The 13,239-nt window shown below is 72.9% G+C and carries 14 protein-coding genes and 1 pseudogene; 8 read left to right on the forward strand and 7 right to left on the reverse strand.

Features of this window, described 5'->3' with window-relative positions; translation table 11 throughout:
- Positions 1–47 precede the first annotated feature (47 nt).
- Positions 48–1,076 carry a HoxN/HupN/NixA family nickel/cobalt transporter gene (locus JWP64_RS06885; RefSeq protein WP_297493693.1) on the reverse strand — a complete coding sequence of 343 codons (1,029 nt, stop codon included), beginning with the start codon at positions 1,074–1,076 and terminating at the stop codon, positions 48–50.
- 259 nt (positions 1,077–1,335) lie between these two features.
- Here JWP64_RS06885 and JWP64_RS06890 point away from each other — a divergent pair, with 259 nt between their 5' ends.
- On the forward strand, positions 1,336–1,803 hold the full coding sequence (locus JWP64_RS06890) for a MarR family transcriptional regulator (protein ID WP_297493673.1): 468 nt from the start codon (positions 1,336–1,338) through the stop codon (positions 1,801–1,803).
- A 10-nt stretch (positions 1,804–1,813) separates the two neighbouring features.
- Here the strand turns inward: JWP64_RS06890 and JWP64_RS06895 are convergent, their stop codons facing one another.
- Positions 1,814–2,878: a substrate-binding domain-containing protein gene (locus JWP64_RS06895; protein ID WP_297493675.1), complete on the reverse strand. Its 1,065-nt coding sequence runs from the start codon at positions 2,876–2,878 to the stop codon at positions 1,814–1,816.
- Between the two features lie 270 nt (positions 2,879–3,148).
- On the opposite strand from JWP64_RS06895, the gene JWP64_RS06900 reads away from it, so the two are divergent.
- The 7 genes from JWP64_RS06900 to JWP64_RS06930 all read left to right on the forward strand — a co-directional run bounded on the left by JWP64_RS06900 (position 3,149) and on the right by JWP64_RS06930 (position 8,943).
- Positions 3,149–3,493: a metalloregulator ArsR/SmtB family transcription factor gene (locus tag JWP64_RS06900; protein WP_297493676.1), complete on the forward strand. Its 345-nt coding sequence runs from the start codon at positions 3,149–3,151 to the stop codon at positions 3,491–3,493.
- Positions 3,493–4,923 (forward strand): ABC transporter substrate-binding protein, encoded by a 1,431-nt coding sequence (locus JWP64_RS06905; RefSeq protein WP_297493677.1) that lies wholly within the window; start codon positions 3,493–3,495, stop codon positions 4,921–4,923. The genes JWP64_RS06900 and JWP64_RS06905 overlap by 1 nt, the downstream gene beginning before the upstream one ends.
- A 148-nt stretch (positions 4,924–5,071) precedes the next feature.
- The gene (locus JWP64_RS06910; RefSeq protein ID WP_297493678.1) at positions 5,072–6,646 is read left to right on the forward strand and encodes an amidase; all 1,575 of its coding nucleotides are present in this window, start codon (positions 5,072–5,074) and stop codon (positions 6,644–6,646) included.
- The gene (nthB, locus tag JWP64_RS06915; RefSeq protein WP_297493679.1) at positions 6,643–7,344 is read left to right on the forward strand and encodes a nitrile hydratase subunit beta; all 702 of its coding nucleotides are present in this window, start codon (positions 6,643–6,645) and stop codon (positions 7,342–7,344) included. The genes JWP64_RS06910 and nthB overlap by 4 nt, the downstream gene beginning before the upstream one ends.
- Positions 7,345–7,968, forward strand: a complete 624-nt coding sequence (gene nthA, locus JWP64_RS06920; RefSeq protein WP_297493681.1) for a nitrile hydratase subunit alpha — start codon at positions 7,345–7,347, stop codon at positions 7,966–7,968.
- Entirely contained in the window at positions 7,965–8,387 is a 423-nt protein-coding gene (locus tag JWP64_RS06925) for a nitrile hydratase accessory protein (RefSeq protein ID WP_297493683.1), read from the forward strand. The genes nthA and JWP64_RS06925 overlap by 4 nt, the downstream gene beginning before the upstream one ends.
- A gap of 88 nt (positions 8,388–8,475) precedes the next feature.
- Complete coding sequence (locus JWP64_RS06930; protein ID WP_297493684.1) at positions 8,476–8,943, forward strand: hypothetical protein; 468 nt, start codon at positions 8,476–8,478, stop codon at positions 8,941–8,943.
- A gap of 34 nt (positions 8,944–8,977) precedes the next feature.
- Here JWP64_RS06930 and JWP64_RS06935 read toward each other — a convergent pair whose 3' ends face one another.
- The 5 genes and pseudogenes from JWP64_RS06935 to JWP64_RS06955 form a co-directional block, all read right to left on the reverse strand.
- A complete protein-coding gene (locus JWP64_RS06935; RefSeq protein ID WP_297493694.1) occupies positions 8,978–9,106 on the reverse strand; it encodes a hypothetical protein in 129 nt (42 codons plus the stop codon).
- A 97-nt stretch (positions 9,107–9,203) separates the two neighbouring features.
- A pseudogene (locus tag JWP64_RS31410) lies at positions 9,204–9,521 on the reverse strand (iron-sulfur cluster assembly protein); the annotation flags it as partial.
- Positions 9,522–9,554: 33 nt separating this feature from the next.
- On the reverse strand, positions 9,555–10,727 hold the full coding sequence (locus tag JWP64_RS06945; protein ID WP_297493686.1) for an acyl-CoA dehydrogenase family protein: 1,173 nt from the start codon (positions 10,725–10,727) through the stop codon (positions 9,555–9,557).
- A 49-nt stretch (positions 10,728–10,776) separates the two neighbouring features.
- Complete coding sequence (locus tag JWP64_RS06950) at positions 10,777–12,279, reverse strand: aldehyde dehydrogenase family protein (protein WP_297493688.1); 1,503 nt, start codon at positions 12,277–12,279, stop codon at positions 10,777–10,779.
- Positions 12,276–13,239, reverse strand: a 964-nt coding sequence (locus tag JWP64_RS06955) for a TIGR03557 family F420-dependent LLM class oxidoreductase (RefSeq protein WP_297493690.1), incomplete at its 5' end; no start/stop codon positions are given. The genes JWP64_RS06955 and JWP64_RS06950, both read right to left, overlap by 4 nt.

Below are 13,239 nucleotides of genomic sequence, written 5' to 3' on the forward strand. Positions count from 1 at the left end.
CGAAGGCAGGTAGGTGAACGGAGGTGCAGGCAGGCGCGGCCGGGAGGTCAGGCCTCGCTCGGTTGCACCTCGGCGCCACCCGGCCCGTGGTGGCGTCCCCAGCGTTCCTCGACCCGGCCGAGGCGCCAGTAGAGCAGCGCCCCGCCCCACACCACCACGAACAGCCCGACGACGACGAAGCCCACGTTGTTGAGGTCCAGCCCGGACACCCAGTTCGTGACCGGGTCGTCGAAGCCGACGTCCTCGTGCAGCACCGTGACGAGCTCGATGGTCCCGATCACCAGCGCGACCGCGACGGACAGGCCGGTGATGGCGATGTTGTAGAAGACCTTGCGGACCGGGTTCGCGAACGCCCACTCGTAGGCGACGTTCATGAACGCGCCGTCGAGGGTGTCGAGCAGCGTCATCCCGGAGGCGAACAGCAGGGGCAGCACGACGATCGCGTACCAGGGCAGCCCGGCCGCGGCGCCCGTGCCGGCGAGGACGAGGAGGGTGACCTCACTGGCTGTGTCGAAGCCGAGACCGAACAGCAGGCCCACCGGGAACATCTGCCCGGGGCGCCGGATAGAGCGGGTCATCCCGCTCAGCAGCCGGGCGAGGAAGCCCCTGCTCTGCAGGTGCGCCTCGAGCGCCTGCTCGTCGAACTCCCCGCGCCGCAGCCCGCGGAACACCTTCAGGATGCCGATGAGGGCGACGAGGTTGAGCAGGCCGATCAGGTAGAGGAACAGCCCGGAGACGCTGGTCCCGGCGATGCCCAGGATCTGGTGCGTGGCGGAGTCCTCGGACATGAGGGTGCCCACGACCTTCGTGCCGAGGACGACCAGGACGGCCAGCGCCATGACCACGCTGGAGTGGCCCAGCGCGAACCAGAACCCGACCGAGACCGGCCGGCGCCCCTCGGCCATGAACTTGCGCGTCGTGTTGTCGATCGCGGCGATGTGGTCGGCGTCGAAGGCGTGCCGCAGGCCCAGCGTGTAGGCGGTCAGCCCGAGCCCGAGCCCGAACACCTGCCCGCCCGCGGACAGGTTCGCGGGCAGCACGACGAGGAACAGGATGCCGAAACCCACGACGTGCATGAGGGCGATGACACCGAGCAGCCCGGCCAGGCGCGCCCGGTCGAGCCGGACGGGTGACCGGGCGGGAACGGTGGTCGCGACGTTCACCACTGCTGACACTCCTCGCATCGAGACGGCGGGCCGGAGACAGCCTGCGGAGGCGCTCGCCGGAATTCAATACCTGCTCAGTTATTCACACGTGCGGCGCACCCTGCGAGGAAACCGCAGAAATACCTCCGCTGTAAAGTATTTGGGTGGACGAAGGACCTGGAGGCGACGGGTGACCGAGCGACGACGGAGTACGAGGACCCGCAGGCCGCTGGGCACTGTGCTCGTCCAGGTCGAGCGACAGGTCGCGCGCTCGCTCGAGGCGGAGCTCACCGGGGACGGGTTCACCCTCGACCAGTGGCGGGTCCTCGACCTGCTCGCCGACGGCGAGGGTCACCCGATGTCCGAGATCGCCGCCGCGCTCGTGGTCCCGGGGCCGACCCTCACCAAGATCATCGACAAGCTCGTCGACTCCGCGGTGGTCTACCGCCTGGTGGACGCCCGCGACAGGCGCCGGGTGCTCGGGTTCATCTCCGACCACGGGTACGCCGTGCACGAACGCCTCGCCCCCCGGGTCGACCGGGCCGAGTCGGACGCGCTGGCCACCCTCGGCACGGACGCGCCCCTCCTCGTGGAGCTGCTGGCCCGCCTGGCGTCCGCCACGTCCCTCGCGGACGGCCGGTTGTCCACGCGGGACTGACCGGTGCGGCTCAGGCCCCGCCGTTGATCTCGGCCAGCACGTCGAACTCCAGCCCGTCCGCCCGGGCGAGGTAGACGCGCTGCACCAGGTGGCGGTCCCGGAGGTGGACGGGGCCCCGCGGCCCCTCGTAGGCGACCGACTCCGACACGCCGTTGATCCGCGGCACGTCCGTGCTCCGCGCGGCCGTCGTGAGCTCCGCCAGGAGCGTCAGTCCCTCGAAGCAGGACTCGCCGGGCGAGGTGATCGCCGGTGCCGTCGGGCCCAGCCGGGCCACGTAGCGCCGCTCGAAGTCCATGCTGTGGGCGGTGCCGAGCGTCTCGAAGAAGCCGGCGGCCGAGTAGAGCTCGTGCGTGTTGGCCGCCCCGGTCGCGAGCAGCATGTTCTCGTCCATGAGCGGGCTCAGCCGCACGCACCCGTCGTGGAGCCGCATCCGGGTGAAGGCACGGTTGAAGTGCACTGCGTCCGAGCCCAGCAGGAACATGAGGACGCCCTGGGACCGGGACCGCTCGATCCGGCGCAGCACCGGCCCGAAGTCCTCGGTGCCGAGGCCGACGAAGATCTCGTCGCGGATCTCCGCGCCGACCGGGCCGGCGTACGCGCGGGCCGCTCCGGCGGACGCCCGGGGCCAGACGTAGTCGTTGCCGACGATGGTCCAGCTCTTCACGCCCATCTCGCGGGACATCCAGCGCATCGCCGGGAGCAGCTGCCCCGCCGGCGTCTCCCCCGTCAGGAACACCCCGGGCGTGCGCTCCCCGCCCTCGTAGACCGCGGTGTAGACGTACGGCACCCTGCCTCGCAGCCGCGGTGCGATCTGCTCGCGGACCGCCGAGGTGTGCCATCCGGACACCGCGCCGACGGAACCCGACCGCACGAGCGCGTCGACCTCGTCGGCCACCCGGGCCGGGGAGCGCCCCCCGTCGACGGGGCGCAGCCGCACCTCGCGACCGAGGATCCCGCCCGCGTCGTTGATCTCGGAGACCGCCAGGCGCCCGCTCGCCTCGCACGAGGGACCGTAGATGCCGCTGGTACCGCTCGTCGGTACGACGAACGCGACGTCGAGGACGGTCGCCGCCATGTGCCCTCCCCTGTCCGCGGGAGCGGAGAACGCGAGTCTGTCCCGGAAGCATTGCCGCCGTGTCGACGGCGGCTGCGCCGTTCGAGTGGTGCATCCGGGGAAGGCGCGCCGACGACGTCCTGGCGCTCCGACCGTCGTCGTCGTGAATATAGGGGGACCACGGGGGCGCCCGGGCGTCCGATGCGTCGGAGAACGACGGCGGACGCCGGATCGCCGAGTGGCCTACGATGGGCCATCACGCGCACCGGACGGGGAGGAGCCGCGGCCACTGTGGACACCTCACAGGCCTTCGACGCCCTGGCCGATCCCGTCCGCCGCGAGATCCTGGCCGTGCTCGCGGACCACGAGGAGTGCAGCGCGGGCGAGCTCTCGGCCCACGTCAGCCGGGTCGGCCGGACCGCGGTGTCCAGCCACCTGCGGATCCTGCGCGCCGCGGGCCTCGTCACCGAGCGCCGGGCGGGCCGCTTCCGCTACTACGCCGTGGACCACTCCGGCGCGGGGCAAGAGGTGATCCGGCACCTGCAGGGGCTGTTCCAGAGTTCCCTCGACGCGGTCCGGGCCGCCGTCGAGGAGCCGATGTCCAGCGCACGACCGGACCGATCCAGAGCCGGCTGATGGGCGGCGTCGCCCTGCGCGCCGAGCAACAGGTCGACGCCACACCGTCGGTCGTCTACGACCTGTTCGGCGCGGGCACCGGTGCGGGCTGGGTGTTCGACGCCGTCTGCGACCGGGTCGAGCCCGGCGCGAGCGTCTCGATCCGGGCCCCGCTCGGCGGCCCGGACCCGTCCCCGGTGGAGCTCCTGGGCCGCCTCAGCCGGGTGCGCAGGCCGCACCTGCTCGAGATCAGGCACGAGCAGCCGTGGCGGGGGCACGTCCGGCTCCACCTCGACCGCGCCGGGACGGGCACCCGGGTGCGCCTGGTCGCCGAGCTCGACGAGCGGGGCGTGGCCTGGCTCCTGCGCCGCCACGGCCACCCGGTCCGGGACGCCGTGCCCGCCGGCAGCCACCGGGTGGGCCTGCTGACCACCAAGTCCGGGCCGGGCGGCGTGTTCGCCGTCGCCGCGGAGAACGCCGCCGAGCTGGCCCGGGAGGAGATCGACGGCGAGGGCGGCGTGCTGGGCCGGCCACTGCACCTGGCCGTCGGCGACGACGCGACCGACCCGGCCACCGGGGTCTCCGAGGCCCGCCGCCTGGTCCGCGCCGGCTGCCGCACGATCCTGGTCTCCACCACGTCGGCCACGTTCGTGGCGGTCAGCGCCGCGCTGGCCGGGACCGGCGTGCTGCTGGTGCACACGCTGATGAACGAGGGCGGCATCGACGGGCCGCTGCGCGTCCAGCTCGGCGAGCGGCCCACGGACCAGCTCGCGACGGCCACCGGGCCGATGATGGCCCGCACGGGTGGCCGCCGCTGGTTCCTCGCCGGGAACGACTACCTGTGGCCGCACCGGTGCCACGCGGCCGCCCGGGAGGTCATCCCCGCGGCGGGCGGGCTGCTGGTCGGCGAGCGGTTCGCGCCGATCGGCACCCGGGACTTCAGCCCGCTGGTCGAGGCCGTCGCCGCCTCCGGCGCGGACCTCGTGCTGTCCACGTTCGTCGGCGCCGACGCCGTCGCGTTCGAGCGCCAGTGCCACGCCATGGGCCTGCGCGACCGCACCCGCACCCTCTCCCTGGCCATGGACGAATCGACGCTGGCGTACGTCGGGAGCGCGGCGGCGGCCGGGATCTCCGGGGTGTCCGGCTACTTCCAGGACCTGCCGACCAGTGGGAACGAGGATCTCGTGCGACGCTACCGCGCGGCGTACGGGCCGTGGGCGCCGCCGCTGTCCACCCTGAGCGAGTCCGTGTACGAGGCGCTGCGCATGTACGTCGCCGCCGTCCGCCACGCCGGCGAGGACGACCCGTACTCGATCGCGCGGGAGATGCGGACGGCGCAGTTCGAGCTGCCGCGCGGAACCGTCACCCTCGACGGGACCGGCGCCGTGGCGCAACGCCTGTACCTGGCGGACGCGGCCGCCTCGACGTTCCGGGTGTCCTTTCCCGGTTAAGATCATATCAACGTGTCGACAGGTATTGACGCGTCGGCCCGGTCTTCCTAGATTCGCTGGTGCGGCCGCGCCTGTGGGCCGCATCACGGTCACCGTCATCCCGGCACGCCCTTGGTGCGCCGGGCTGTGCCTACAGCGAGGAATCCCCGTGCCGCTGACCCCACCCGACCCCGATCGTCTGGCCCGGCTCGACGAGCACTTTCACCTGGGCCTGTCCCCCGAGCGGCGCTCCGCGTTCGCCCCCTTCGTCGAGGGGGCCCTCGGCGCGTTCAACGCGGTCGAGGAGCTCTACTCGCGGAGCGCGCCGACGGCGCCCGAGCGCGAATGGTCGACCCCGTCCGAGGCGGACAATCCCTACCACGCCTGGTACGTCACGACCTCGGTGAACACCGGAGCCGCCGGGCCGCTCTCCGGGCGCACCGTAGCGGTGAAGGACAACACCGCCGTCGCAGGCGTGCCGATGATGAACGGCTCCCGGACCGTCGAGGGCTTCGTCCCCACCCGGGACGCCACCGTCATCACCCGGCTCCTCGACGCCGGCGCCACCATCGCCGGCAAGGCGGTGTGCGAGGACCTGTGCTTCTCCGGCGGCAGCTTCACCTCCAAGCCGGGCCCGGTGCTCAACCCCTGGGACACCACCCGCAACGCGGGCGGCTCGTCCAGCGGGAGCGCGGTGCTGGTCGCGACCGGTGCGGTCGACCTGGCCACGGGTGGGGACCAGGGCGGCTCGGTGCGTATGCCCAGCTCGTTCTGCGGCACTGTCGGACACAAGCCGACCCACGGCCTGGTGCCCTACACCGGCGCGTTCCCCATCGAGCAGACGCTCGACCACCTCGGCCCGATCACCCGCACCGTGGCGGACTCGGCCCTGATGCTGTCGATCATGGCCGGGCCGGACGGGCTCGACCCGCGGCAGCCGACGTCGATCGCCCGGATCGACTACCTCGCCGCCCTCTCCGAGCCGGCGTCCGGCCTGCGGGTCGGGGTCGTCACCGAGGGCTTCGGCACCCCGGTGTCGGACCCGGCGGTGGACGCGGCGGTCCGTGACGCCGTCGACGTGCTCCGCTCCGCCGGCCTGACCGCGGAGGAGGTGTCGATCCCCTGGCACACCGACGCGATGCACCTGTGGAACGTGATCGCCACCGAGGGCGCCGCGTACCAGATGGTCGACGGCAACGCGTTCGGGCTGAACTCCCAGGGTCTCTACGACCCGGAGCTCATGGCGTTCTACGGCAGGCAGTGGCGCGAGCGCGGGGCGGAGTTCTCCGAGACCGTCAAGCTCGTCGCGCTGGCCGGGCGGTACGCGTTCGAGGAGGGCCACGGCAGCTACTACGGCATGGCCCGCAACCTGGTCTTCGAGCTGCGCAAGGCCTACGACGCCGCGCTGTCGGCCTACGACGTCCTGGTCATGCCCACGCTGCCCTTCACCGCCCAGGAGATCCCGCCGCCGGACGCCCCACTGGACGTCTACCTCGCGACGGCGCTGTCGATGATCGGCAACACCGCCCCGTTCGACGCGAGCGGGCACCCGGCGTGCAGCGTCCCGACCGCGCTCGTCGACGGGCTGCCGGCCGGGCTGATGATCATCGGCAAGCACTTCGACGACGGGACGGTGCTGCGCGTGGCGCACACCTACGAGCAGGCGGTCGGGGGCTTCCCCTCTCCGCCCGCGCTCACCACCGCGACCACCGCGACAACCGCGACCACCGGGAGCAGCGCATGAACGGAGTCTTCGACCTCGGGGGCACCGACGGGATGGGACCCGTCCGCACCGAGGAGAACGAGCCGGTCTTCCACGCCGAGTGGGAGAAGGCCGCGTTCGCTCTCTTCGCCACCAACTTCCGCGCCGGCCTGTTCAACGTCGACATGTTCCGCCACGGCATCGAGCAGATGGACCCGGCTGAGTACCTCCTGTCGAACTACTACGAGCACTGGGCGCACACCGCGGAGCACTACGCCGGGAAGGCGGGTGTGATCGACCCCGAGGAGCTCGAGAAGCGAACGGCGTTCTACCTGGAGAACCCCGACGCCCCGCTGCCCGGGCGGACCGACCCGGAGCTCCTCGCGTTCGTCGACGGCGCGGTGAAGGGCGGCGCCCCCGCGGCCCGCGAGTCCGACAAGGTCGCCGCGTTCGCGGTCGGCGACCGGGTGGTCGTCGCCGGGGACAGCCCGGTCGGGCACACCCGCCGCGCCCGCTACATCCGCGGCCGGACCGGCGTCGTCACCGCGACCCACGGGACCTTCATCTACCCGGACAGCGCCGGCAACGGCGGCCCGGAGGCACCCGAGCACGTCTACACCGTCAAGTTCACCGCCGAGGAGCTCTGGGGCCCGGAGGTCGGCGACCCCAACGGCGTCGTCTACTTCGACGTCTGGGAGCCCTACATCAGCCCCGCCCCCGCCACCGAAGGAGCAGCCTGAATGGCCCCCACGGACACCCCCCTGCGCACGCAGGAGGAGATCGCCGCCCGGGTCAAGGCCCTCGAGGCCCTGATGATCGAGAAGGGCATCATGACGGTGGAGGCCGTCGACCGGCTGGCCGAGATCTACGAGAACGAGGTCGGCCCGCAGCTCGGTGCGCAGGTCGTCGCGCGGGCGTGGACGGACCCCGAGTTCAAGGCGCGCCTGCTGGCGAACGCCACCGAGGCCTGCGCGGAGCTCGGCATCGGCGGCCTGCAGGGCGAGGACATGATCGTCGTCGAGAACACCGACACGGTGCACAACGCCATCGTCTGCACGCTCTGCTCGTGCTACCCGTGGCCGGTGCTCGGCCTGCCGCCCAACTGGTACAAGGCTCCCGCCTACCGGGCCCGGATCGTCCGCGAACCGCGGAAGGTGCTCGCCGAGGACTTCGGCTTCACCGTCCCGGACTCTGTGGAGATCCGGGTGTGGGACTCGAGCGCCGAGCTGCGGTACTGGGTCCTGCCCCAGCGGCCGGCCGGGACCGAGGACCTGGGCCCGTTCGAGCTCGCCGCCCTGGTGACCCGGGACTCGATGATCGGCGTCGGCCCCGTCGGCACCTCGGCCACGGCACCCGCGGCGTGAGCGGCGTGCGCGAGGACGCGACGGAGCTGGGCGACGCGCGGCGACGCGTCGAGGATCTCGTCTGCGACCTGCCGGGAGGCGGCCCGGACGAGCGGTCCTTCGAGCAGCCGTGGGAGCTGCGGGCCTTCGCGATGGCCGTCGCCGCCTACCACGAGGGCAACTACGCGTGGAGCGAGTTCCAGCTCTCGCTGGTCGAGTCGATCCGCCGGTGGGAGACCGGGAACGGGACCGAGCCGTGGAGCTACTACGAGCACTGGCTCACCGCGCTCGAGACCCTCCTCGCCGCCAACGGGACGCTGTCCGGTCCCGTGCTCGACGAGCGCGCGCACACCGTCCTGGCGACGCCCCGGAACGCGAACCACCACCACGCGGTCCGCGAGCCCGTCGCCGTCGACCCGGCGGTGAGCTCGTCGCGGTGACCTGAACGGGGCCGGCCGGGCGTCCGACGACGCCCGGCTCGGGCCGCGGTTCGCGGCCGGTGCCGGTGAACGCACCGGCGCCAGCTGGATGCCCGCGGCCCACCTGTTCGGTGCCGGGCTGGCCGCCGCCGTCGCGGCCACCCGGACCACCCGCGGGGTGCCGACGGACGCCGTCGCCGGCTCGCTGCTGCTCGGCATGTACGCCAACCGGGTCACCGGCCCGGTCGTCGCGGCCCTGCAGTACGAGGGGCGGGCGGCCCGGCTCGCCGGGGCCCGCGAGTTCCTCGCACACGAGCCCCGCGCCGCGCGTGTCGTCACGCTGCGCACCGAGGAGTGCGGCGGCGCGGAGTGGATGTTCAACGAACGCCACGCCTGCTGTCTCGCGTTCCGCTCCACGCTCGACCAGCAGCTCGACGAGCCGTACTGCGGCAGCTGCAGCATCCCCGACGAGGCCTACCGCCTCGACCGGTTCCGCCGGGCCGCGACCCGCTACGCCGAGCGTTTCCCGACGATCGACGAGGCGCGCCCCGAGCAGGACCCGGGCCCGAAGCACTGATCGGGGAGCGCACCCGTGACGACCGGGCTCCGGGTCAGAGCCGGAACCCGATCGCGGCCAGCTGCTCCCGGCCCTCCTCGCTGATGTGCGTCGGCGACCACGCGGGGCGGAAGACCCAGCGCACCTCGTGACCGGGCAACGTCCCCCCGAGCGCCGTCGACATCTGGTCCTCCATCACGCCGGTGAGCGGGCACGCCGGGGAGCGGGCACGCCGGGGAGGTCAGGGTCATCGTCAGGACCGGCGGTACCGCGTCCAGGTCGATGTCCCGGACGACGCCGAGATCGACGACGTTCACCCCCAGGTCGGGGTCGATCACCTCCCGCAGCGCGTCCAGCACCTCGGCCGTCGAGACCGTCATCGCGGCGCCTCCCCTCGTTCGTTCCCGCGACAATCGTGCGTGCCGGATCGGGCGACGCGGGCGAGGTGCGTTTCGGAGCGCCGGGCACCCGGCTCCGCGCCGGGATCCCACGCCGACCACGCCGAGAGCGGCCCCTCGCCGGGCGAGGGGCCGTTCCGTGGGTCGGAGACCCGGTGGGGGCCGGTCGTGCACCCGCCCTGGAGGCGAGCGGACCCGCATCGCCGTCAGGCGCGCCCGTCGACAGGGCGCCGATCAGCGATACGCCGACTGCCCCGTCAGCGCCTGCCCGATCACCAGTGTGTGCACCTCGTCGGTGCCCTCGTAGGTGCGGACCGACTCGAGGTTGTTCGCGTGCCGCAGCGGCGAGTACTCCAACGAGATACCGCTGCCGCCCAGGATCGTCCGGCACTCCCGGGCGATCGCGATCGCCTCCCGGACGTTGTTGAGCTTGCCGACCGAGACCTGCTCGGGCCTGAGCCGGTGATCGTCCTTGAGCCGCCCGAGGTGCAGCGCCAGCAGCATCGAGGAGTTCAGCGACACCGCCATGTCGGCCAGCTTCTTCTGCGTGAGCTGGAAGGCGCTGATCGGCTTGTCGAACTGGATCCGGGCATCCGCGTAGTCCAGCGCGGCCTGCAGACTGTCCCGGGCTGCGCCCACGGCGCCGAACAGGATCCCGAAGCGGGCCTCGTTGAGGCAGGCCAGGGGGCCACCGAGGCCGCGGGCCTCGGGCAGCTGGGCCGAGGCCGGCAGCCGGACGTTGTCGAACGCCAGCTCCGAGGTGACCGACGCCCGCAGGGACAGCTTGTGCTTGATGTCGCTCGTGGTGAAGCCCGGCGTGCCGCGCGGCACCAGGAACCCGCGGATGCCGTCCTCGGTCTGCGCCCACACCGTGGCGACGTCCGCGAGGCCGCCATTGGTGATCCACATCTTCGAGCCGTTGAGGATCCAGTCCTCGCCGTCGTGCACGGCGCGGGTCCGCATGCCGGACGGGTTCGACCCGAAGTCCGGCTCGGTCAGGCCGAAGCAGCCGATCGCCTCGCCGGCCGCGAGCCGCGGGAGCCACTCCTGCTTCTGCTCCTCCGAACCCCACCGCCAGATCGAGTACATCGACAGCGAGCCCTGGACGGAGACGAAGCTGCGCAGGCCGGAGTCGACGCCCTCCAGCTCCAGGCACGCCAGGCCGTAGCTGACCGCATTCGTGCCGGCGCAGCCGTACCCCTCCAGGTGCATGCCGAGCAGGCCGAGCTTGCCGAGCTCGGTGACGAGCTCCCGGGGGAACCGGCCCTCCTCGAACCACTCACCGATGTGCGGGCGCACCCGGTCGTCGAGGAAGTCGCGGACGGTCCGCTGGATGTCGCGCTCCTCCTCGCTGAGCAGCGAGGACACGTCGAGCAGGTCGAGCGGGTCTTTCATCACGGATGCCATGGGACGTTCTCTCCAACGATGTGTGCGTGTCGAGTTCCGAGCGGGACCGTCACCGCTCGAGGGGGCGGGAGGCCTTCAGGTAGACCGTGGTGGTCGTGGTGAAGAACTCCCGAGCGGCCCGGCCCTGCTCCTTCGGGCCGAAACCGCTCTCCTTGCTGCCGCCGAACGGGACGTGCGGGTCCGCGCCGGCGGTCTCGGAGTTGATGTGCAGGATGCCGACGTCCACCGTCTCCATCGCGGTCGTGACCGCCTGCAGGTTGTCGGTGAACACGGCCGCCGAGAGGCCGAAGACGCTGTCGTTGACGAGCTGCAGCGCCTCCTTGTCGGTCGCGGCCCGGCGGACGGCCAGGACCGGTCCGAACAGCTCCTCGCGCCACAGCTCGTCGTCGCCGGCGAGCTCGACCACGGTCGGCGGCAGGAACGCGCCCTCGGCGCGGTCGTCGGTGTAGGCGTCGCCGCCGGCGAGCAGCCGCGCTCCGGTGCGCCCGGCCGCCGCGGCGACCGCCGCGAGCACGCCGTCCCGGGCCGCGCCGGACACCAGCGGGCCCATCTGCACCGAGGCGTCCGTCGGGTCCCCGACGGTCAGCGCGCTCGCCCGCGCGACGAGCCGGGCGACGAACTCGTCGGCCACCGCCTCGGTGACGATGACGCGGGACGTGGCGGTGCACTTCTGCCCGGTGGACCGGAAGGCTCCCGCGACGACCTGGTCCACCGCGAGCTCGAGATCGGCGTCGCTCAGCACGGCGGCGGCGTTCTTCCCGCCCATCTCGGTCTGGACGGGGCGGGCGAGCGCCCCGCACCTCTCGATGACCCGGCGCCCCACCTCGGTGGACCCGGTGAAGGTGACCCGGGAGATCCCGGGGTGCTCGACGAGCCGTCCCCCGATCGCACCCTCGCCGATCACGAGCGATGCCACGCCGTCCGGGAGGCCCGCCTCGACGAGCGCCTCGGCGAGGCGCATCGCGAGCAGGGGCACCGAGGTGGCCGGCTTCCACACCACGGTGTTGCCGTACGCGAGCGCCGGGGCGATCTTCCAGGCCGGGATGGCGATCGGGAAGTTGAACGGGGTGATCACGGCGACCGGGCCGACCGGCCGGTGGACGAGCTGGATCTGCTCCCCCGGCCGCGGCGACGCGTAGATCTCCCCGACCGGCCGGAGGCCCTCGGTGGCGAAGAACCGGAAGATCTCCGCCGCGCGCCGCACCTCGCCGACCCCCTCGGCGAGGGTCTTGCCCTCCTCGCGGGCGAGCTCCTCGCCCCAGGCCGGGGCGTTCGCGTCGAGGACGGCGGCGGTCCGGGTCAGGATCTCGCCGCGGGCGGGGAACGGGGTGGCGGCCCAGCCCGGGAAGGCCGCGACCGCGCCCTGCACGGCGGCGTCGAGCTCCGCGTCGCCGGCCAGCCGTCCGCGGGCGACGACCTCGGCGGGCCGCGCCGGGTTCGTGTCGACCAGTTCCTCGCCGCCACCGTCGGTCCAGGTGCCGGCGACGAGGTGCCGGAGCGCCGCGACGGTCCGGGTGCCGGGCGCCGGCTGCTCGGGGGCCGAGACCGTCACGCCGGGCCCGCCTTCGCGCGGTCGCGGAGGCCGGGCAGCACGTCGGTGGTGAACTGCTCCAGGAAGCGGTGCTGGTCCCCACCCGGGCCGTGCAGCACCAGGTCCGTGAAGCCGAGGTCGAGGTAGGTGCCGATCCGGTCGACCACCTCGGCGGGGTCGTCGGAGACGATGAACCGGGTGTGTGCCTTGTCCACGTTGGCGTCGGCGAGCCGCTCCATCTCCAGCGGGTCCTCGACCCCGGTCTTCTGCTCGGAGCTCAGTGCCAGCGCGGCCCACCAGTGGCAGACCGTCCGCGCGGTCTCGATGTCCCGGTCGTAGGACACCTTGATCTCGATCATCCTGCGCAGCGAGCCCGGGTCCCGTCCCGCCGTCTCGGCGCCCTCCGCGACGTTGGCCAGGAGCGTCTTGTACAGCTCCGGGTCCTTACCGCTGGTGCAGATGAACCCGTCACCCACACGTCCGGCGAGCTTGGCGGCGAGCGGCCCGGAGGCGGCCACGTAGATCGGCACCGGCTGCTCGGGCCGGTCGTAGACGGTCGCCTTCTCGGTCCGGTAGTAGGTGCCCTCGAAGTCGACCCGGTCCTCGGTCCACAACCGGCGCATCAGCGTGATCGACTCCGCGAGCCGCATGCGCCGTTCCTTCGCCCCCGGGAACTCCGCCCCGGTGGCCGGCGTCTCGTTCATCGCCTCGCCCGAGCCGATGCCCAGGATGACCCGGCCCGGGTTCAGCGCGCCGAGGGTGCCGAACGCCTGGGCGACGATCGACGGGTGGTACCGCAACGTCGGCGTCAGCACGCTCGTCGCCAGGGTCGCGCGCCGGGTCGCGCCGCCGAGCGCCCCCAGCCAGGCCAGCGCGTTCGGCGCGTGCCCACCGTGGTGGCGCCACGGCTGGAAGTGGTCCGACACCGCGACCATGTCGAGGCCGCGGTCCTCCGCCTCGACCGAGAAGTCGAGCAGCTCC

Source organism: Pseudonocardia sp. (assembly GCF_025465255.1).
GTDB lineage: Bacteria > Actinomycetota > Actinomycetes > Mycobacteriales > Pseudonocardiaceae > Pseudonocardia.

Excerpts from the sequence above, each read along its gene's own strand:
- nthB (WP_297493679.1), top strand. The coding sequence starts at position 6,643 with ATGAACGGAGTCTTCGACCTCGGGGGCACCGACGGGATGGGACCCGTC.
- nthA (WP_297493681.1), top strand. The coding sequence starts at position 7,345 with ATGGCCCCCACGGACACCCCCCTGCGCACGCAGGAGGAGATCGCCGCC.
- JWP64_RS06945 (WP_297493686.1), bottom strand. The coding sequence starts at position 10,727 with ATGGCATCCGTGATGAAAGACCCGCTCGACCTGCTCGACGTGTCCTCG.
- JWP64_RS06885 (WP_297493693.1), bottom strand. The coding sequence starts at position 1,076 with ATGCACGTCGTGGGTTTCGGCATCCTGTTCCTCGTCGTGCTGCCCGCG.
- JWP64_RS06895 (WP_297493675.1), bottom strand. The coding sequence starts at position 2,878 with ATGGCGGCGACCGTCCTCGACGTCGCGTTCGTCGTACCGACGAGCGGT.
- JWP64_RS06930 (WP_297493684.1), top strand. The coding sequence starts at position 8,476 with ATGCCCGCGGCCCACCTGTTCGGTGCCGGGCTGGCCGCCGCCGTCGCG.
- JWP64_RS06905 (WP_297493677.1), top strand. The coding sequence starts at position 3,493 with ATGGGCGGCGTCGCCCTGCGCGCCGAGCAACAGGTCGACGCCACACCG.
- JWP64_RS06935 (WP_297493694.1), bottom strand. The coding sequence starts at position 9,106 with ATGTCGACGGCGCTCGGGGGGACGTTGCCCGGTCACGAGGTGCGCTGG.